We start from the raw sequence: 16,935 nt of genomic DNA, 5'->3' as shown, positions 1-16,935 counted from the left end.
ATGGAACTTCCTCACTGTGGGGTTGAACTGGCACTAGATGGCGTGCCCTGCCGGACCTCAGAACAAACACGGGTTGGGCCGTCAGGATTCCGGCGGACGATTTGTATGCGCTGATTCCCCCTCCTTCAACGCGCCGAGCAGTCGGCGGGCCGCGGCGACCCGGCCCGCGGCGGGGCCCGTCAATGCGTCCAGCGCGCATTCCGGATCGGCGGGCGGACCCATATGGCCGCAGCCGCGGGGGCATTCGCTAATCACCTCGGCCAGATCGGAGAACGCCAACAGCACGTCGTCGGTTTCGATGTGCGCCAGACCGAACGATCGCACGCCGGGGGTGTCGATCACCCAGCCGCCGCTGAGTAGCGGCAGGGCCACCGACTGGCTCGAGGTGTGTTTGCCTTTGCCGACACCGGAGACGACGCCAATGGCGCGCTCGGCAGCCGGAACCAGACGGTTCACCAGTGTGGATTTCCCCACCCCGGAATGGCCGAGCAGTACGGTCAGCTGGCCCGATACCAGGGGCTCGACGACGTCGAGGGGATCTTCACGACCGGCGGTGGCGATGGTGATATCAAGACCGGCGAACTGTGCGGCGAACGGCTCAGCGGGTGCGAGGTCCGATTTCGTCAGGCAGAGAATGGGTTTCAGTCCGCCGGCATAGGCGGCGATCAATGCGCGCTCGACGAAACCTGTCCGCGGCGGTGGGTCGGCCAGCGCCACCACGATGAGCAGCTGATCGGCGTTGGCGACCACCACCCGCTCGGTGGGATCATCGTCGTCGGCCGTGCGGCGCAACACTGTTCGGCGTTCACCCCGGCGGACAATTCTTGCCAGTGCGTCGGGCCGGCCCGACAGATCGCCGACGATATCGACATCATCGCCGACGACGATCGGTGTGCGGCCCAATTCCCTTGCGCGCATGGCAGTTACCGGCTGTGTCGGGTCACCGTCGAGCACACAGCCCCACCTGCCGCGATCAACTGTCACCACCATCGCCGTTTGGGCGTCGGCGTGCCGCGGCCGGGTCTTGGTCCTGGGCCGCGAGCCTTTGCCCGGTCTGATCCGGACATCGGATTCGTCGTAGTCGAGACCGCTCAAATCTGGCCCGTCAACATCTCTGCCCACAGCTGCGGGAACTCGGGCAGCGTCTTGGAGGTGGTCGCGATGTCATCGACCTCGACGCCGTCCACCCGCAGTCCGATGATCGCACCCGCCATCGCCATCCGGTGGTCGGCGTAGGAATGCCAGGTTCCCGGGTGCAACGGTTCAGACGTGATGAGCAGTCCGTCTTCGGTCTCTTCGCAGCTGCCGCCGAGGCCGTTGATTTCGGTGCTCAGCGCCGCCAAGCGGTCGGTTTCGTGGCCGCGTAGGTGGGCGATACCGCGCAGCCGCGATACCGAGCCGGGTGCAGCGAGAGCCGCCAGCACGGCCACGGCCGGTGCCAGCTCTCCGACGTCGTGCAGGTCGACATCGAAACCGCCGTAGCGGGGTGACCCTTGCACCTCCATATGCAGATCCGCTTGGGAGACAGTCGCATCCATCAGGCCCAGGATGCCGAGGATGGTCCCAGCCGGTTGCAGGCTCGGTGACGGCCAGCCGGTGACGCGCACCGAGCCGCCGGTCACCACCGCCGCCGCGAGGAACGGCACGGCATTGGACAGGTCGGGTTCGACTTCCCAGTGTCTGGCGGCGATCAGACCGGGTGCGACTCGCCAGCGGTTGGCCGTCGAATCATCGACATCGACGCCCGCTTGGCGCAGCATTGCCACCGTCATCGAGATATGCGGAGCCGAGGGCACCGAGGTTCCGGTGTGCTGCACGGTCAACCCGTCGGTGAACGCCGCGCCCGTCAACAGAAGTGCGGAGACGAACTGCGAGGACGACGACGCGTCGATCTCGACGGTGCCGCCCCGGACTGATCCAGTGCCTCTGACCGCAAACGGCATCGCATCACCGTCGATCGTCACCCCGAGTGTGCGCAACGCGTCCAGCAGGGGAGTGATCGGCCGGGTCCTGGCCTGTTCGTCGCCATCGAATTCGACGACCGACTCGCTGAGGGCGGCCACCGGTGGAACGAAGCGCAGCACCGTGCCCGCCAGCCCACAGTCCACCCTGGCACCCGCACCGGGGGAGAGCCGACCGGACACCACCAGTTCGGAGCTGTCCCCGGTGATATCGAGACCGAGGGTGCGCAGCGCGCCGATCATCAGGTCGGTATCGCGGCTGCGCAGGGCGCCGGTGATCGTCGAACTGCCCTGGCCCTGCGCGGCGGCCAGCGCGGCGAGCACCAAGGTGCGGTTGGTCAGCGATTTCGAGCCGGGGACCGCGACGGTGGCATGAACGGGCGTGGGAGTGCGGGGCGCCATCCACGCCTTGAGGTCGGTCACGGCTCCATCCTGCCTTGTCGGGACCTTCTGGAACCATGGCATCCATGTGTGGACGATTCGCGGTCACCACCGACCCCGCTCTGCTGGCCGAGAAGATTGCGGCCCTCGACGAGATCACGGCGGCAGCGGCGTCGGAAAAGAAGGACGCGCCCGGGCCCAACTACAACGTGGCGCCCACCACCACCATCAGCACCGTCGTCAAACGTCATACCGAACCGGAGGACGAGTCGACGCGTCGGCTCCGCGCGATGCGCTGGGGGTTGATCCCCGCGTGGGCCAAAACCGGACCGGACGGCAGGCCGGACGGTAAGGGGCCGCTGCTGATCAACGCCCGCGCCGAGACGGTGACCACCTCACCGGCGTTTCGCAGTTCGGCCAAGAGCAAGCGCTGTCTGATTCCGATGGACGGCTGGTACGAGTGGCGGCCCAACGGCGAACTCGCATCCGGCAAGAAGGCGAGCAAGACACCGTTCTACATGTACGCCGGAGACGGTGAGCCGCTGTTCATGGCCGGTCTGTGGTCCACCTGGCGGCCCTCGAAAGAGGCTCCGAAGGACAGTCCACCGCTGCTGAGCTGCACCATCATCACCACTGAGGCGGCCGCTCAGCTCGCTGATATCCACGACCGGATGCCGCTGACCATCAGCAAGGCGAACTGGGACGCTTGGCTGGACCCGGACGCCCCGATCGACGAGGGCCTGCTGCGCGGGCATGGCGACCTGGACCGCATCGAGATCCGCGAGGTATCCCGGTTGGTCAACAGCGTGCGCAATAACGGACCGGAGCTCATCGAGCCCGCCGCGCCGGAACCTGAGCAGGGCGTTCTGCTGTAGCGCTGACCTACGCCATGGTGAGTATCTGCGGCGGCCCTTCGGTGATCGCAATCGTGTGCTCGCTGTGCGCGGTGCGTGAGCCGTCCGCAGAACGGATGGTCCACCCGTCGGGGTCGTAGACGATCTTGTCGGTGCCTGCGGCGAACCACGGTTCGAGCGCCAAGGTCAGCCCGGGACGCAGCTTCAGCCCGCGCCCGGCACGTCCGGTGTTCGAGACGTGCGGATCTTCATGCATGGTGCGGCCCAGCCCATGGCCGCCGAACTCGGTGTTCACCAGATACCCGTAGTCAGCTGCCACTGAGCCGATCGCCGCCGAGATGTCGCCGAGACGATGTCCCGGCACTGCCGCGGCGATACCCGCCGCGAGGGCTTGCTCGGTGGCAGCGATGAGTCGCTGATCCTCGGCTCGCGGGGTGCCGACGATGATGCTGCGGGCCGAATCGGCGACCCATCCGTCGATGGAGACGGCGATGTCCATGCTCAGCAGGTCACCGTCGGCCAGCACGTAGTCGTGCGGCAACCCGTGGAGCACTGCGTCGTTGACCGACAGGCAGATGACGTTGCGGAACGGGCCGCTGCCGAATGATGGCGCGTAATCCCAGTAGCAGGATTGGGCGCCGCGTTCGGTGATCAGTGCGCGGGCGCGGTTTTCGAGGTCGAGCAGATTCACACCGGGCCGGGCGCGACCAGCCAGATCGTCGAGCAGGCCGGCGATGAACGAGCCGGTCGCGCCCATTGCTGCGATCTCATGCGAGGTCTTCAGTTCCAACACCCGTCATCACTCCTCTGCCATCATCGACCGGTATGAAAATACCAGCCTAGCGGAGAAGGCGGTATTTTCATACCGCGTCGAGGTAGGCTGACCCGATGGTTCGTCTCCCGCTGAACGCAGAACAACTCGCCGCCGGTAAGCGCCTCGGCGAGCAGCTCCGGACTGCCAGGGGCACCCGCACCCTCGCCGAGGTGGCTGAGGCGGCGTCAATCTCACCGGAGACGTTGCGCAAGATCGAAACGGGCCGGCTGGCGACCCCGGCATTCACCACCATCGCCGCGCTGGCCCGTGTCCTTCCGCTCTCGCTCGACGAACTCGCCGACATCTGCTTGGCGCGTATCGACTTTCAGCACACCGGTTAACGCTGGACGTATCCCGGCGGGTTCGGGGTCTCCACCCACAGGTCGACTCCGAGCTCTGAGCCCGGGATGCAGTCGTAGACCGACAGGTCCGTCACCCCGGACTCGACCAGCACGTCCTCACACAACACCGCGTTGCCGGTGTACTCGCGGGCCGGCTTGTTGAAGATGACGTAGGCCGCGTCGGAGTACACCTCCGGTTTGCGGGCCCGCCCCATCGCCTCGTCACCGCCGAGCAGGTTCTGCACTGCGGCCGTCGCCACCATCGTGCGGGGCCACAGGGTGTTCGACGCGATACCGTCGGCGCGTAGATCCTCGGCCATCCCGAGTCCGCACAGCGTCATACCGAACTTGGCCATCATGTAAGCCGTTGGCTTGAGCCATTTCTGATCCAGCAGGATCGGCGGCGACAGCGTCAGGATGTGCGGGTTCTCCCGGCCCTTCATATGCGGGATGCAGGCGGCCGAGACTGCGTAGGTTCCGCGCACGTTGATGCCGTTCATCAGGTCGAAGCGTTTCAGCGGTACCTCGGTGATCGATCCCAGGTTGATCGCCGAGGCGTTGTTGACGCAGATGTCGATGCCACCGAATTGTTCGACGGCTTTCGCGACGGCGCCGTCAACGGAGTCGCCGTCGCGAATATCACCGACGATCGGCAGCGCCTGGCCGCCGGCGTCCTCGATCTCTTTGGCCGCGGTGTAGATCGTGCCCTCGAGCTTGGGGTGCGGCTCGGCGGTCTTGGCGATCAACGCGATATTGGCGCCGTCGCGGGCGGCGCGTTTGGCGATGGCCAGGCCGATGCCGCGGCTCGCTCCGGATATGAACATGGTCTTGCCATTGAGGGACATAGTTCGCACCCTAAACCTGCGCTAGCCCGCAGAGATATCCGCCGTCACCGCACGGGTCAGCGTGATCAGGTCACCGGGCGCCACCGCGATCTCCAGGCCCCGTTTACCGGCGCTGCACAGGATGCGGTCCCACGCCAAGGCCGACGAGTCGATGACAGTGGGCAGCGTCTTGCGCTGACCCAGCGGCGAAATACCGCCCAGCACATAGCCTGTCGACCGCTGCGCGGCCGCGGGGTCGGCCATCGCGGCCTTGGCAACGCCGAGCGCGGCGGCCGCGGATTTCAGCGACAGCTTGGCAGGGACGGGCAACACCGCCACCGCTAATCCGTTGGGAATCGCCACGATCAAGGTTTTGTAGATCTGCTCGGGACGCACCCCGGCGGCGACGGTGAGTGCTTCGACGGCTTCGTCACCGAAGGCTTGACTGCGGGGATCGTGCTGGTAGCCCAGGACGGTGTGCGGGATGTTCGCGGCAACCAGAGCCGCGATCGCCGGGGTCGCCGCTCGTGCCACCGACACAGGGTATCCGGAGCTCGACGGGATCCAAGCCGGGAAATAGCCCGGTGGTAAACGCTGTTAAACACATCAGTCGCAACCCGCAGGAGTGGGTTTGTCAGTAACGGCCTTAGGATTGAAAGACAGGGGAGTCTGGTGTCGACGGTGTGCCTGGAGCGTTCAGTGGCAGTGACGTCATTGACGTTGTTGCCGCAGCCGGCGTTCATCGGGTCTGCCCAGACAGAAGGGACTGTGTCTTTCAAGATGGCCGACATCGATGGCGTGACCGGTGTGAGCGTTGAAGAACCACCTCCACCGATAGAGACTGACAGTGAGCTGACCTCGCGATTTGAGCGCGATGCCATACCGCTACTCGATCAGCTCTACGGTGGTGCGTTGCGCATGACGCGCAATCCGGCAGACGCCGAGGACCTGCTGCAGGAGACCATGGTCAAGGCTTACGCCGGCTTCCGGTCGTTCCGCGAAGGCACCAATCTCAAGGCGTGGCTGTATCGGATTCTGACGAATACCTACATCAACAGTTACCGCAAGAAGCAGCGGCAGCCGGCGGAATACCCGACCGAAGAGATCACCGACTGGCAGCTGGCGGCCAACGCCGAGCACACCTCGACTGGTCTGCGCTCAGCCGAGGTGGAGGCGCTGGAGTCACTGCCGGATACCGAGATCAAGGCCGCCCTGCAGGCGCTGCCAGAAGAGTTTCGGATGGCGGTCTACTACGCCGACGTCGAAGGTTTTCCCTACAAGGAGATCGCCGAAATCATGGATACACCGATCGGGACGGTGATGTCCCGGCTCCATCGAGGCAGGCGCCAGTTGCGTGTCTTACTCGAAGACGTCGCCAAGGAACGCGGTTTTCTCCGCGGCCATCAACTAGACGAGCCTGAGGAGGTGTCGTCGTGAGCACCGAAGAGAACTGGAAGCCTCCAGTAGGCCCCGTCGATCCTGACCACCCTGAATGTGCGGCAGTTATCGCGGAGGTGTGGACCCTGCTCGACGGTGAATGCACTGCGGAGACTAAGCAGAAGTTGCAGCACCATCTCGACGAATGCCCGACATGCCTGCGGCATTACGGGGTCGAGGAGCGGATCAAGACATTGGTTGCCACCAAATGCAGTGGCGAGAGGGCCCCTGACGGCCTGCGACAGCGGTTACGGCTGGAGATCAGCCGCACCACCATCATCAGGGGTTAAAGCTCAGCTCAGGCGTTGGGACGCTTGCCGTGGTTGGCCTTGCTGTGCTTACGATCGCGCTTCTTACGGCCACGCTTAGCCATGGGGTACCTCCAAGTTGAGTGAAATATTGCTTCGGCCGCACCGGCGGGCGGTAGCGAGCACCTCTACAAGTGTCTCACGCACGAGATGGTGCTCGATCCACTCGCCCTTATGGTTCGATACAGGGGCAGTCTGGAGCTTCGCAGGTGCGATGGAACAGAACCCGGAACAAAAGGGGTGAAGATGGCCGAGGATGTTCGCGCCGAGATCGTGGCCAGCGTGCTTGAAGTGGTGGTGCATGAAGGCGATCAGATCGGCGAGGGTGACACCGTCGTCCTGCTGGAGTCCATGAAGATGGAGATTCCGGTGCTGGCCGAGGTGGCGGGCACCGTGACCGAGGTCAGCGTCTCCGTCGGTGACGTCATCCAGGCCGGCGACCTCATTGCCGTGATCAGCTAGTTGGCCGATGTCCACCCTCGGTGATCTCCTCGCCGAGCACACGATTCTGCCGGGTAGCGCGGTCGATCATCTGCACGCCGTGGTCGGTGAATGGCAGCTGCTGGCCGATCTGTCCTTCGCCGATTACCTGATGTGGGTGCGCCGCGACGACGGTGCTCTGGTGTGTGTGGCCCAGTGCCGGCCGAACACCGCCTCGACGGTGCTGCTCACCGATGCAGTGGCCACCGTCTCCGCCTCTGAAGATCTGCCGCTGGTTGCGGCGGCCTTCCAGTCTGGTGCGATCGGGCGCGAGGACGATGCGGGCAGGCAGTTCGCGATCAGCAAGTCCGGCTTGAATGTCGAGGCTGTGCCGGTACGGCACGACAACAACGTGGTGGCCGTCCTCACCCATCAGACCGCGCTGGCCGCGATGCGTAAATCCAGCCCGTTGGAGATCGCCTATTTGGACTGCGCGGGCGATCTGGTCCACATGCTTTCCGAGGGCACATTCCCCAACGTCGGCGATCTCGCGATGTCGCGGTCAAGCCCCAGGGTCGGCGATGGTTTCATCCGTCTGGATGTGACGGGCGCGGTGGCGTACGCCAGCCCGAACGCGCTGTCGGCGTATCACCGGATGGGCCTGACCTCTGAGTTAGAGGGGCACAACCTGGTGGCAGTCACCCGACCGCTGATCTCCGACCCGTTCGAGGCCCAGGAACTTGCCGCACACGTCCGCGATTCATTGGCCGGCGGGTCCAGCATGCGGATGGAGGTCGACGCCGGCGGGGCCGCGGTCCTGCTGCGTACGTTGCCGTTGGTGGTGCATGGCAGCCCCGTCGGCGCGGCAGTGCTGATTCGAGACGTGACCGAGGTCAAACGTCGGGACCGGGCGCTGTTGTCCAAGGACGCCACCATCCGCGAGATCCATCACCGGGTCAAAAACAACCTGCAGACGGTCGCTGCACTACTGCGCCTGCAGGCGCGGCGCACCAATAACGCCGAGGGTCGTGAGGCGCTGATCGAATCGGTGCGGCGGGTCTCGTCGATCGCCCTGGTCCATGACGCACTGTCGATGTCGGTGGACGAGGAAGTAAACCTCGACGAGGTGATCGACCGGATCTTGCCGATCATGAATGACGTCGCCTCGGTGGACGCGCCGATCAAGATCACCAGGGTGGGAGCGCTCGGCGTGCTCGACGCCGACCGGGCTACCGCACTGGTCATGGTGATCACCGAACTGGTGCAGAACGCCATCGAGCACGCTTTTGACCCGGTGACCAAGCAGGGCTGCGTCGTCATCAGGGCGGAACGGTCGGCGCGCTGGCTCGACGTCGTCGTCCACGATGACGGTAAGGGTCTGCCCGACGGTTTCAGCCTGGAGAAGTCCGACCGGCTCGGCCTGCAGATCGTGCGCACCCTGATTTCTGCCGAACTGGACGGCTCACTGGGAATGCACGATCTGGCTGCCGGCGGTACCGATGTGGTGCTCCGGGTACCAATTGGCCGACGCACGCGACTTGCGGCGCAATAACACCGAAGTGTGCGCAAAGTAACGGCCCCGACAAATGTCGGGGCCGTTACTGTGAATTCGTTTGCGGTCTTTAGACTCCGCTACGTGCCTTTGTTCGGGCGTTGCGGCGCTTAAGTGCACGCCGCTCGTCTTCGCTCATACCGCCCCAAACGCCGGCGTCCTGACCTGACTCCAACGCCCAGCTCAGGCACTCAGTGGTGACCGGGCAGCGATTGCAGACAAGCTTCGCATCAGCAATCTGCGCGAGCGCCGGACCGCTATTCCCGACCGGGAAGAACAGCTCCGGATCCTCGTCGCGACAGACCGCCTTGTGGCGCCAATCCATGGGACATACTCCTTAACTGTGTGCGCAGCAAGGCGCACCTGTTTTTGTGTGTTCGGCTGTTAACTCGTGCGTACCAAATGTTTCTGCACTGTTGCATCTGATCGTTTCACAGGCAGAACAGAAGTCAAGAGCGCGAGTTAACACGTGTGCAATGTCACTAGCGAGGTCCGTTTCCGAAGCCCTCATTCGTTTGTACTACACTGAACCCACCTACGCCCTTAATTACTCAAGGTAACTTCATCGCTGCAGGTCAATAGGGGTCTTTGTGGGAGGCGCAACCACGTCCAACGCGGCGGGAACAGCGCGGAACGTCATCTCATCCCGCAAACCGACGTAGTCGCCGTCGATCTGAGTGGCCACCGGCGTGTCGCTCGTCACCCGCACATAGTCGACATCGTCTTCGCGGATGAGGTGCTTCGCCTTCAACTTCGGTTTCTTGGCCAACATCTGCCTCACCAGCCCCAGATTTCGCCAGATGCTCATGCTCGTGGTGGCAAACACCCCAAGCCCGCCCTCGAAGGTGCAGTCGGGATTCGTCCAGACCGGGCGCGTGTTCGCGTACGTCCATGGGCTGGCGTTGGAGACGAAGACAAAGTGCACGCCCGGGATGGGCTCTCGACCCTTCAGGTGCAACGTCAGCGTGGGGGCGCGACGGGCGCTGCGTAAGACGGCGGGCACGGCCAGGGAGATGTAGCTGGCCGCGGTGACGCCCTTCTGCTTACGGCTGCGCTTCCGCTGCGCTTCAACCTTGCCCACCACTTCGCCGTCGACGCCGAGGCCCGCGGTGAACACGCCCCACCGCTCGCCGCAGTCCATCAGCGCGATCTGGCGCCAGGTGCGGTTGCGCTGGTAGTCGCTGAGCAGGTCGATCAGCAGGTTGGTGGCCAGGATGGGGTCCTGCGGGATGCCAAGCGAGCGGGCGAATACGTTGGCCGATCCGCCGGGCACCACGGCGACCGCGGGCACGTGACCCAGCGGAAGCGGGCCCGGTCGGCCCAACAGGCCGTTGACCACTTCGTTCACGGTTCCGTCGCCGCCATGCACGATGATCACGTCGACGCCGTCTCTGACGGCCTGCTCGCCGATCTCGATGGCATGCCCGCGATGGTTGGTGTGTTCGATGGAGAGGCTGACTCGGCTCTCGAGCGCGTGGGCGAGGAGATCTCGCGTGGCGGCGGTCGTCGAGGTGGCATTGGGATTCACAATCAGCACGGCGCGCACGAGGACCCAGCCTATCGGGCTCCGGGTGCGGTCAGCTGAATGCGATATCGAGGCGTTCGGCGAGCGCGGCCGCGTTGATGCCGAACGTTTCCACCACACGCACCGGACGCTGACCGGTGCGGTCGATATCGAAGACCGCGCACTCGGTGTACACCCGTGACACGCAGCGCAGTCCCGTCAAGGGGTAGGTGCAGGAGCGCACCAGCTTGGCGGTGCCGTCCTTGGTGAACAGGTTCATCATGACGAAGACCCGCTTGGCGCCGATCGCCAGGTCCATCGCCCCGCCGACGGCGGGGATGGCATCCGGTGCGCCGGTATGCCAGTTGGCCAGGTCGCCGTACTCGCTGACCTGGAATGCGCCGAGCACGCACACATCCAGGTGGCCGCCGCGCATCATCGCGAACGAGTCAGCGTGGTGGAAGTAGGAGGCGCCAGGGGTTTCGGTCACCGGGATCTTGCCCGCATTGGTCAGATCGGGGTCGACCTCGTCACCTGATGCGGCTCGGCCCATGCCGAGCATCCCGTTTTCGGTGTGCAGCACCACGCCCGCGTCAGGGGCCAGGTGATCGGCCACCAGCGTCGGTTGGCCGATCCCGAGGTTCACATACGACCCGTCGGGGATATCGCGCGCGATGACGGCAGCCAGTTCGTCACGGTCGAGAAACCCGCGGTCCAGATGTTCGACAGTGGTCAGGGCCGACGTGCTCATGAGGCGATCTCTTCGGATTGGTCTGCGGCCGGGGTGGTGCTGCTGGACAGGTCCAGAATGCTGTCGACGAAGATGCCCGGGGTGACCACGGTTTCCGGGTCGAGGCTGCCGGTGTCGACGACCTGGGAGACCTCGACGATGGTCAGTTCGGCGGCGGTCGCCATCACCGGCCCGAAGTTGCGGGCAGTCTTGCGGTACAACAGGTTTCCGGCACGGTCGCCGATGTGGGCACCGATCAGCGCGACATCCCCGCGGATCGGGTATTCCAGCACATAATCCCGGCCGTCGATGGTGCGGGTCTCTTTTCCTTCGGCCAACGGGGTGCCGACGGCGGTGGGGCAGAAGAACGCGCCGATCCCAGCGCCGGCCGCCCGGATGCGCTCAGCGAGATTGCCCTGGGGCACCACCTCGAGGTCGATCTTGACCGCCCGGTAGAGGCCGTCGAACACATACGAATCGGACTGCCGGGGAAAGGAACACACCACTTTGGCGACCCGGCCCGCCGCGAGAAGTGCGGCCAGGCCGGTATCGCCGTTGCCCGCGTTATTGCTGACGATGGTCAGGTCGGTCGCACCCTGGGCGATCAGGGCGTCGATCAACGTTGTCGGCATCCCGGCCATCCCGAATCCGCCGACGAGAATCGTTGCACCGTCGGCAATTCCGGCTACTGCTTCGCCTGCAGATTGATAGATGACGGTGCGGCTCATGAGGGCGCTCCAGGCTGGGGGGCTTTGTGATCCCGGTCGTACTCGGCCAATACGTCGTTGGCGATCCGGAACGCGGTGTTGGCGTCCGGCACGCCGCAGTAGATGGCGGTCTGCAGCAGAAGTTCTTTGATCTCGTCGGTGGTCAACCCGTTGCGGCGGGCGGCGCGCAGATGCATCACCAGTTCGTCGTGATGTCCGCGGGCGACCAGCGCTGTCAGGGTGATCAACGACCGGCTGCGACGATCCAGCCCGGGCCGGGTCCAGATGGTGCCCCAGGCATACCGGGTGATCAGGTCCTGAAAGTCGGCGGTGAACTCGGTGGTGGCCGAAACCGCTCGGTCCACGTGGGCGTCGCCGAGCACCGCACGGCGCACCGCCATCCCGTCGACCAGCGCGTCCGAACCGATGCGGCCGCCGATCAGGTCCGCGACGCGGTCCGGGGCCTCGGCGGGGGCCAGGTGCCCGACGCTGTCGAGCACGATGACCCGACCGTCTTTGACGCCAGTGGCGATGCGCTGCAAGCTATCCGGCGGTGTCGGTATGTCGTCGGCGCCTGCGATGCACAACACGGGTGTGCTGATCTCGGCCAGCCGGGCGGTGACATCGAACTCGGCCAGGGCCGCGCAGACCGTCGCGTAGCTGTCGTCGTCGGTATCGCGAAGTGCGGCCAGCAGCGCCGTGCTGACCTCGGCCGCACGGTCCGGGAAACCGGGAGCGAACCAGCGTTGCGGTGTCGCGGCCATCAGCGCTTCGGTGCCCGACGCGCGAACGGTCTCGGCGCGTTCCCGCCAGCTGTCGGCCGTACCGATCTGCGCGCCGGTGCACAGCAGGGTGGCTGCGCTGACGCGGTGGGGGGCGTCGAGCATGAGCTGCAGTCCGACGCAGCCCCCGACGGAGTCGCCGGCGTAGTGGAAGGTGGCGCCAGGGCGCAGCTCGTCGACCAGCGCCAGCACGCCGGCGGCCAGATCGGCGATCGAGAATCCCGTGGCGGCGGGTGCGCCGCCGTGACCGGGCAGATCCCAGGCGATCACCCGGAAGCCTCCGGCGAGTCGTCGGGCTGCGGTGCCCCACAGCGTGCGTGCCGAGGTACCGAGCGACGGCCCGAGCAGCAGCAGGGGCGCGCCCTGCGGTCCGCCGAAATCGGTCCCGGTGATACGCACGTTCACTGTGATTCCTTCAGTTGGTGGCGGGCCCGGTGCAGGACGCCGTCGATGATCATGTCAGAGGCGCCCAGATAGCTCGAAGCCGTTGCCCGCCCGGTCAGTTCGCTCATCGAGCGTTGCTCAGCCAGTAGGCCGTGTGCGGCGTTGAGGTTGGCTGCGGCCCGGTCGTCGTTGAAGCGTAGATCTGTCAGAAGGTCAGTGGCCTGGCCGGCGGCGATGACGGTGTGCCTGGTCAAGGTGCGCAGGGTCGCCCACTCGGCGTGCCAGCCACCGTCGGAGCGTTCATCGACACTGGCCGCGGACGCGGCGTGCAGTGTCGCGCCGAGCAGGGGAGCGGTCACAGCGCTGCGGCGCAGCAGCACCGACAGCACGGGATTACTCTTGTGTGGCATGGTCGATGAGCCACCCCCGCGTCCCTCGGCGAATTCGCCTATCTCGAAACGACTTCCGGTGGTGATATCGCCCGCGATATGCCCCCAGGCGTCGCAGCAGGTGACCAGGGCGTCACCGGCCCGGGTGATGACCGCGCGGGAGGTGTGCCACGTCGTGGCCGGAGCCAACCGCAGCGCGGCGGCAAGTGCGTCGGTCAGCCCGATCGCCGCCGCGGGGGAACCGGTCAGCTCGGTGGCGGCGGCCATGGTGCCCGCCGCGCCCGCGGCCTGCACGGGTAGCGCCGGCAGGGCGGTGACCGTCTGGGCGGCGTTGAGCGTCGCGTCCAGCCAGCCAGCGAATTTCATTCCCGCGGTGCTGGGCAGCGCGGGCTGGGTCAGGGTGCGGGCGAGCATCGGTGCGTCGCGGTAGGTTTCGGTCAGGGCCAGCAGTGTCGACAGCTGTGCGGTGAGCTGCCCGCCGATGGCCTCCAGTGCGGCCCGCAGGCACAGCACCAGGGCGGTGTCGATGACGTCCTGACTGGTCAACCCGCGGTGCAACCATCGGGCGGTCTCGCCGCCGGTGCGGTCCCTCAGCAGCGCCACCAGCCCGATCACCGGATTCCCGCCCACTTCGGCACCGTCGGCAATTGCCGTCGCATCGACAGCGGTGACGACCCCACGCAGGTCTGCCGCTGCCGCCGCCGGAGCCACACCGGCCTCGACAAGCACACGCAGCCAAGCACTTTCGACCTTGACCATGGCGGCCAGGAAGGCCGCATCGCTCATCACCTCACCCGCGCGATGATCGCCCGGCCAGAACAGGTCGGTCATGCCTGATGGCCCGGGTAGCGCAGGAAGACGGTTTCGGACTCGCCCTGCAATCGGATGTCGAACCGCAATCCGTGCTGATCGCGGTCGGCGATCATGGTGTCGCGGCGCTCCGGCGGCAGCGTCGCCAGCAGTCGGTCGTCGGCCAAAGCGTCGCTGGGCACATACGCCCGGGTGAACAACCGGTTGAGCAGTCCGCGGCCGAAGATGGCGACGGCGAAGAACGCTGCCGCGCCGGGCTCGGTGGCGGCAGGTTCGACCGTGGTGAACGAGTAGCTGCCTTCGTCGTCGGTGCTGGCGCGACCCCAGCCGGTAAAGGTCCAGCCGTCGCGGCGCAGCGATCCGCCAGTGTGCGGCACGGCGCCGGCCGCATCGGCCTGCCAAATCTCAAGCAGCGCATCGGGAACCGGCTCGCCCGCACCGTCTGTGACGGTGCCGTGGAATTGAATGGCCCCGGCGGTACCGGGCGGAACCAGCTCATTGTCGCCGTCGAACGGCAGTGCATAGGCGAAGAACGGGCCGATGGTCTGACCGGGCGTCGGGGGGAAAACAGCGGTCAGCAGGGTTCTCATCAGTGGTCCTGTTCGATCGGGGTGCTCGCCGTGCCGGTCAACACGATGTCCCATCGGTAGCCCGTCGCCCACTCGTGGGTGGTGACGTCGTGGTCATAGGCCGCGACCAGTCGGTCACGGGCTTTCTGGTCGGTGATCGACTGGTAGATCGGGTCCAGCGCGAACAGCGGGTCGCCGGGAAAATACATCTGGGTGATCATCCGCTGGGTGAATTCGGTCCCGAACAGCGAGAAGTGGATATGGGCCGGCCGCCACGCGTTGCGATGGTTCTTCCACGGGTAGGGGCCGGGTTTGATGGTGGTGAACCGGTACCAACCGTCGCCATCGGTCAGGCAGCGACCGGTACCGGTGAAGTTCGGATCCAGCGGCGCGGGGTGCTGATCCCGCTTATGCACGTAGCGCCCGCCCGCGTTGGCCTGCCAGATTTCGACCAGCTGATGGCGCACCGGCCTGCCGTCACCGTCGACGATGCGTCCGGTGACCACCATCCGCTCACCGATGGGCTGCCCGCTGTGCTGGATGGTCAGGTCCGCTTCCAGGGCGTGCACGTCGCGCCGGCCGAAGCACGGCGCCCACAACTCGATGGTCTCGGGATCGGCGTGCTGCAACGCTTTGGTCGGGTGGCGCAGCAGGCTGCTGCGGTAGGGCGAATAGTCCAGTCGGGGCTGGGTCTCTTCGGTACCGGTTCGCAGGTAGTCAGACTCGATCTGGGCGATCTCAGCGGAGAGCTGGGACTGCGTCATGGACGCACTGTCGGGGTTGGTATCGATAGTCATCTCAGTGGTCCACCAGGTCCTTGGCAGTATCGGGCTTGACGCCGAGCTGGGCGGTCGGGACATCCTTGGTCTCGCGGGCAGTCAATGCCGCCGCCACAGCGATCAGGCAGACGACCGCGGTGAAGATACTGATGACCACCCAGCCGCCTTCCTTGATACCGCCGAGGGCGGTGACGATCGACGGTGCGAAGCCGGCGACCAGGAAGCCCAGTTGTGTGCCAATTGCCATGCCGGAGAACCGGACTTGGGTGCTGAACATCTCGCCGTAGAACGACGGCCAGGTCGCGTTGGCGGCGGCGTAGCCGAAGGAGAAGGTGGCCACGGCCAGTGCGAACGTCAGTAGCTCACTATCGCCGCCCATCGAGAGCAGGTAGAACGGCATCATCACAGCTGAAGACAGCGCGCCGTAGATGAAGACCGGTTTGCGGCCGATCCGGTCGGCGAGCTTGCCGAACAGCGGCTGGGTGCCGAGGGCAAACACGTTGGCCACCACCACCAACCAGAGCGTGATACCCGAGTCCAGGCCGACCTTCTTGCCGTACGCGATGGCCAGGGTGCCGAACACGGTGGAGACCGCAGCGATGAAGGCGCAGAAGATCACCCGGAGCACGTCGCGCCAGTGGTTGCGCAGCAGCGGCTTCAGCGGCATCCGGGCGATGGTGCCCGCGGCCTTGGCATCTTCGAACTCCGGGGTTTCCTGCAGTCTGCGCCGGATGAAATACGCCACGACGACCACAAATGCGCTGAGCCAGAACGGAACCCGCCAGCCCCAGGAGAACTCGGCATCGTCGGGCAGCGACACGAACGGGATCAGCACCAACGACGCGAGGATCAACCCGCCCTGCGTGCCGGTCAGCGTCCAGGAGGTATAGAAGGCGCGCTGGTGGTCGGGGGAGTGTTCCAGGGTCAGCGAGCTGGCACCGGCCTGTTCGCCGGCGGCCGAAAGGCCCTGCAGGAGACGGCATAACACCAGTAGCGCAGGCGCGGCCCAGCCGATGGTCTCGAAGGTGGGCAGGCAGCCGATCAAGAAGGTGGACAGGCCCATCAGGACCAGGGTGAACATCAGGACCTTCTGGCGGCCGACCCGGTCACCGAAGTGCCCGAGGATGACCGCGCCCAGCGGCCTGGCCACATAGGCGACGCCGAACGTCGCGAAGGACATCACCAGGGCGGCTTCATCGCCCGAAGGGAAGAACACCTTTGGGAAGATCAGCGCCGCGGCGGATCCGAACAGGAAGAAGTCGTAGTACTCGACGGCGCTACCCATGAAGCTGGCCAAGGCGGCGCGCCGCGGCGTCCTGACCGGGGCGTCACCCGGTTGGTGCGAGGCGGTGGTGGTCATTGGGAACTCCCTTGTTCTCTAATAGGGTT

At 65.7% G+C, this 16,935-nt stretch carries 21 protein-coding genes; 6 read left to right on the top strand and 15 right to left on the bottom strand.

The window, feature by feature from the left end; all coding sequences use genetic code 11:
- Window positions 1–81: 81 nt before the first annotated feature.
- Complete coding sequence (gene rsgA, locus ADBZ9O_RS25655) at window positions 82–1,095, bottom strand: ribosome small subunit-dependent GTPase A (RefSeq protein ID WP_526525883.1); 1,014 nt, start codon at window positions 1,093–1,095, stop codon at window positions 82–84.
- A complete protein-coding gene (gene aroA / locus ADBZ9O_RS25650; RefSeq protein ID WP_526533498.1) occupies window positions 1,092–2,363 on the bottom strand; it encodes a 3-phosphoshikimate 1-carboxyvinyltransferase in 1,272 nt (423 codons plus the stop codon). Before aroA ends, rsgA begins: the two co-directional genes overlap by 4 nt.
- Window positions 2,364–2,428: 65 nt before the next feature.
- On the opposite strand from aroA, the gene ADBZ9O_RS25645 reads away from it, so the two are divergent.
- Complete coding sequence (locus ADBZ9O_RS25645) at window positions 2,429–3,217, top strand: SOS response-associated peptidase (RefSeq protein WP_526525882.1); 789 nt, start codon at window positions 2,429–2,431, stop codon at window positions 3,215–3,217.
- Between the two features lie 7 nt (window positions 3,218–3,224).
- Here ADBZ9O_RS25645 and map read toward each other — a convergent pair whose 3' ends face one another.
- On the bottom strand, window positions 3,225–3,989 hold the full coding sequence (map, locus tag ADBZ9O_RS25640) for a type I methionyl aminopeptidase (RefSeq protein WP_526525881.1): 765 nt from the start codon (window positions 3,987–3,989) through the stop codon (window positions 3,225–3,227).
- A gap of 95 nt (window positions 3,990–4,084) precedes the next feature.
- Here map and ADBZ9O_RS25635 point away from each other — a divergent pair, with 95 nt between their 5' ends.
- Window positions 4,085–4,351 (top strand): helix-turn-helix domain-containing protein, encoded by a 267-nt coding sequence (locus ADBZ9O_RS25635; RefSeq protein ID WP_526525880.1) that lies wholly within the window; start codon window positions 4,085–4,087, stop codon window positions 4,349–4,351.
- Here the strand turns inward: ADBZ9O_RS25635 and ADBZ9O_RS25630 are convergent.
- Together ADBZ9O_RS25630 and ADBZ9O_RS25625 are read right to left on the bottom strand one after the other, a co-directional pair.
- Window positions 4,348–5,196 carry an SDR family oxidoreductase gene (locus ADBZ9O_RS25630; protein ID WP_526525879.1) on the bottom strand — a complete coding sequence of 283 codons (849 nt, stop codon included), beginning with the start codon at window positions 5,194–5,196 and terminating at the stop codon, window positions 4,348–4,350. The two genes, ADBZ9O_RS25635 and ADBZ9O_RS25630, sit on opposite strands and share 4 nt — an antisense overlap.
- A gap of 21 nt (window positions 5,197–5,217) precedes the next feature.
- On the bottom strand, window positions 5,218–5,709 hold the full coding sequence (locus tag ADBZ9O_RS25625; RefSeq protein ID WP_526525878.1) for an aminoacyl-tRNA deacylase: 492 nt from the start codon (window positions 5,707–5,709) through the stop codon (window positions 5,218–5,220).
- Between the two features lie 246 nt (window positions 5,710–5,955).
- Here ADBZ9O_RS25625 and ADBZ9O_RS25620 point away from each other — a divergent pair, with 246 nt between their 5' ends.
- Together ADBZ9O_RS25620 and rsrA are read left to right on the top strand one after the other, a co-directional pair.
- Complete coding sequence (locus ADBZ9O_RS25620) at window positions 5,956–6,612, top strand: sigma-70 family RNA polymerase sigma factor (protein ID WP_526525876.1); 657 nt, start codon at window positions 5,956–5,958, stop codon at window positions 6,610–6,612.
- Window positions 6,609–6,902: a mycothiol system anti-sigma-R factor gene (gene rsrA / locus ADBZ9O_RS25615; protein WP_526525874.1), complete on the top strand. Its 294-nt coding sequence runs from the start codon at window positions 6,609–6,611 to the stop codon at window positions 6,900–6,902. The genes ADBZ9O_RS25620 and rsrA overlap by 4 nt, the downstream gene beginning before the upstream one ends.
- An 8-nt stretch (window positions 6,903–6,910) precedes the next feature.
- Here the strand turns inward: rsrA and ADBZ9O_RS25610 are convergent, their stop codons facing one another.
- A complete protein-coding gene (locus tag ADBZ9O_RS25610) occupies window positions 6,911–6,985 on the bottom strand; it encodes a 50S ribosomal protein bL37 (protein ID WP_011728008.1) in 75 nt (24 codons plus the stop codon).
- A gap of 181 nt (window positions 6,986–7,166) precedes the next feature.
- On the opposite strand from ADBZ9O_RS25610, the gene ADBZ9O_RS25605 reads away from it, so the two are divergent.
- A complete protein-coding gene (locus ADBZ9O_RS25605) occupies window positions 7,167–7,382 on the top strand; it encodes a biotin/lipoyl-binding carrier protein (protein WP_264068024.1) in 216 nt (71 codons plus the stop codon).
- Window positions 7,383–7,389: 7 nt separating this feature from the next.
- Window positions 7,390–8,892, top strand: coding sequence for a two-component system sensor histidine kinase PdtaS (gene pdtaS / locus ADBZ9O_RS25600; RefSeq protein WP_526525873.1), 1,503 nt, complete (start codon window positions 7,390–7,392; stop codon window positions 8,890–8,892).
- A gap of 70 nt (window positions 8,893–8,962) precedes the next feature.
- Here the strand turns inward: pdtaS and whiB1 are convergent, their stop codons facing one another.
- The 9 genes from whiB1 to ADBZ9O_RS25555 all read right to left on the bottom strand — a co-directional run bounded on the left by whiB1 (window position 8,963) and on the right by ADBZ9O_RS25555 (window position 16,906).
- Window positions 8,963–9,217 carry a transcriptional regulator WhiB1 gene (whiB1, locus tag ADBZ9O_RS25595; RefSeq protein ID WP_011558794.1) on the bottom strand — a complete coding sequence of 85 codons (255 nt, stop codon included), beginning with the start codon at window positions 9,215–9,217 and terminating at the stop codon, window positions 8,963–8,965.
- Between the two features lie 237 nt (window positions 9,218–9,454).
- Window positions 9,455–10,438, bottom strand: a complete 984-nt coding sequence (locus tag ADBZ9O_RS25590; RefSeq protein WP_526525871.1) for a diacylglycerol/lipid kinase family protein — start codon at window positions 10,436–10,438, stop codon at window positions 9,455–9,457.
- A gap of 31 nt (window positions 10,439–10,469) precedes the next feature.
- A complete protein-coding gene (locus tag ADBZ9O_RS25585) occupies window positions 10,470–11,147 on the bottom strand; it encodes a 3-oxoacid CoA-transferase subunit B (protein WP_526525870.1) in 678 nt (225 codons plus the stop codon).
- A complete protein-coding gene (locus ADBZ9O_RS25580; protein WP_526525868.1) occupies window positions 11,144–11,854 on the bottom strand; it encodes a 3-oxoacid CoA-transferase subunit A in 711 nt (236 codons plus the stop codon). Before ADBZ9O_RS25580 ends, ADBZ9O_RS25585 begins: the two co-directional genes overlap by 4 nt.
- Complete coding sequence (pcaDC, locus tag ADBZ9O_RS25575; RefSeq protein WP_526533496.1) at window positions 11,851–13,026, bottom strand: bifunctional 3-oxoadipate enol-lactonase/4-carboxymuconolactone decarboxylase PcaDC; 1,176 nt, start codon at window positions 13,024–13,026, stop codon at window positions 11,851–11,853. The genes ADBZ9O_RS25580 and pcaDC overlap by 4 nt, the downstream gene beginning before the upstream one ends.
- Entirely contained in the window at window positions 13,017–14,219 is a 1,203-nt protein-coding gene (locus ADBZ9O_RS25570) for a lyase family protein (protein WP_526525866.1), read from the bottom strand. Before ADBZ9O_RS25570 ends, pcaDC begins: the two co-directional genes overlap by 10 nt.
- Window positions 14,216–14,788, bottom strand: a complete 573-nt coding sequence (gene pcaG / locus ADBZ9O_RS25565) for a protocatechuate 3,4-dioxygenase subunit alpha (protein WP_526525865.1) — start codon at window positions 14,786–14,788, stop codon at window positions 14,216–14,218. The genes ADBZ9O_RS25570 and pcaG overlap by 4 nt, the downstream gene beginning before the upstream one ends.
- On the bottom strand, window positions 14,788–15,564 hold the full coding sequence (gene pcaH / locus ADBZ9O_RS25560) for a protocatechuate 3,4-dioxygenase subunit beta (RefSeq protein WP_526525864.1): 777 nt from the start codon (window positions 15,562–15,564) through the stop codon (window positions 14,788–14,790). Before pcaH ends, pcaG begins: the two co-directional genes overlap by 1 nt.
- 1 nt (window position 15,565) lies before the next feature.
- A complete protein-coding gene (locus tag ADBZ9O_RS25555; protein WP_526525863.1) occupies window positions 15,566–16,906 on the bottom strand; it encodes an MFS transporter in 1,341 nt (446 codons plus the stop codon).
- Window positions 16,907–16,935 lie beyond the last annotated feature (29 nt).

This window comes from Mycobacterium sp. (assembly GCF_965229105.1).
In the GTDB taxonomy this organism is placed as follows: domain Bacteria; phylum Actinomycetota; class Actinomycetes; order Mycobacteriales; family Mycobacteriaceae; genus Mycobacterium.
Note: the sequence above shows the minus strand (reverse complement) of the source record. Positions and strands in the feature narration are given on the sequence as shown.

What these genes read in the sequence shown, in the direction of transcription:
- pcaH (WP_526525864.1), bottom strand. Translation starts at nt 15,564, where the DNA reads ATGACTATCGATACCAACCCCGACAGTGCGTCCATGACGCAGTCCCAG.
- ADBZ9O_RS25620 (WP_526525876.1), top strand. Translation starts at nt 5,956, where the DNA reads ATGGCCGACATCGATGGCGTGACCGGTGTGAGCGTTGAAGAACCACCT.
- ADBZ9O_RS25585 (WP_526525870.1), bottom strand. Translation starts at nt 11,147, where the DNA reads ATGAGCACGTCGGCCCTGACCACTGTCGAACATCTGGACCGCGGGTTT.
- ADBZ9O_RS25605 (WP_264068024.1), top strand. Translation starts at nt 7,167, where the DNA reads ATGGCCGAGGATGTTCGCGCCGAGATCGTGGCCAGCGTGCTTGAAGTG.
- ADBZ9O_RS25555 (WP_526525863.1), bottom strand. Translation starts at nt 16,906, where the DNA reads ATGACCACCACCGCCTCGCACCAACCGGGTGACGCCCCGGTCAGGACG.
- whiB1 (WP_011558794.1), bottom strand. Translation starts at nt 9,217, where the DNA reads ATGGATTGGCGCCACAAGGCGGTCTGTCGCGACGAGGATCCGGAGCTG.
- ADBZ9O_RS25630 (WP_526525879.1), bottom strand. Translation starts at nt 5,196, where the DNA reads ATGTCCCTCAATGGCAAGACCATGTTCATATCCGGAGCGAGCCGCGGC.
- pdtaS (WP_526525873.1), top strand. Translation starts at nt 7,390, where the DNA reads ATGTCCACCCTCGGTGATCTCCTCGCCGAGCACACGATTCTGCCGGGT.
- pcaG (WP_526525865.1), bottom strand. Translation starts at nt 14,788, where the DNA reads ATGAGAACCCTGCTGACCGCTGTTTTCCCCCCGACGCCCGGTCAGACC.
- aroA (WP_526533498.1), bottom strand. Translation starts at nt 2,363, where the DNA reads ATGGCGCCCCGCACTCCCACGCCCGTTCATGCCACCGTCGCGGTCCCC.
- ADBZ9O_RS25635 (WP_526525880.1), top strand. Translation starts at nt 4,085, where the DNA reads ATGGTTCGTCTCCCGCTGAACGCAGAACAACTCGCCGCCGGTAAGCGC.
- ADBZ9O_RS25580 (WP_526525868.1), bottom strand. Translation starts at nt 11,854, where the DNA reads ATGAGCCGCACCGTCATCTATCAATCTGCAGGCGAAGCAGTAGCCGGA.
- ADBZ9O_RS25570 (WP_526525866.1), bottom strand. Translation starts at nt 14,219, where the DNA reads ATGACCGACCTGTTCTGGCCGGGCGATCATCGCGCGGGTGAGGTGATG.
- ADBZ9O_RS25645 (WP_526525882.1), top strand. Translation starts at nt 2,429, where the DNA reads ATGTGTGGACGATTCGCGGTCACCACCGACCCCGCTCTGCTGGCCGAG.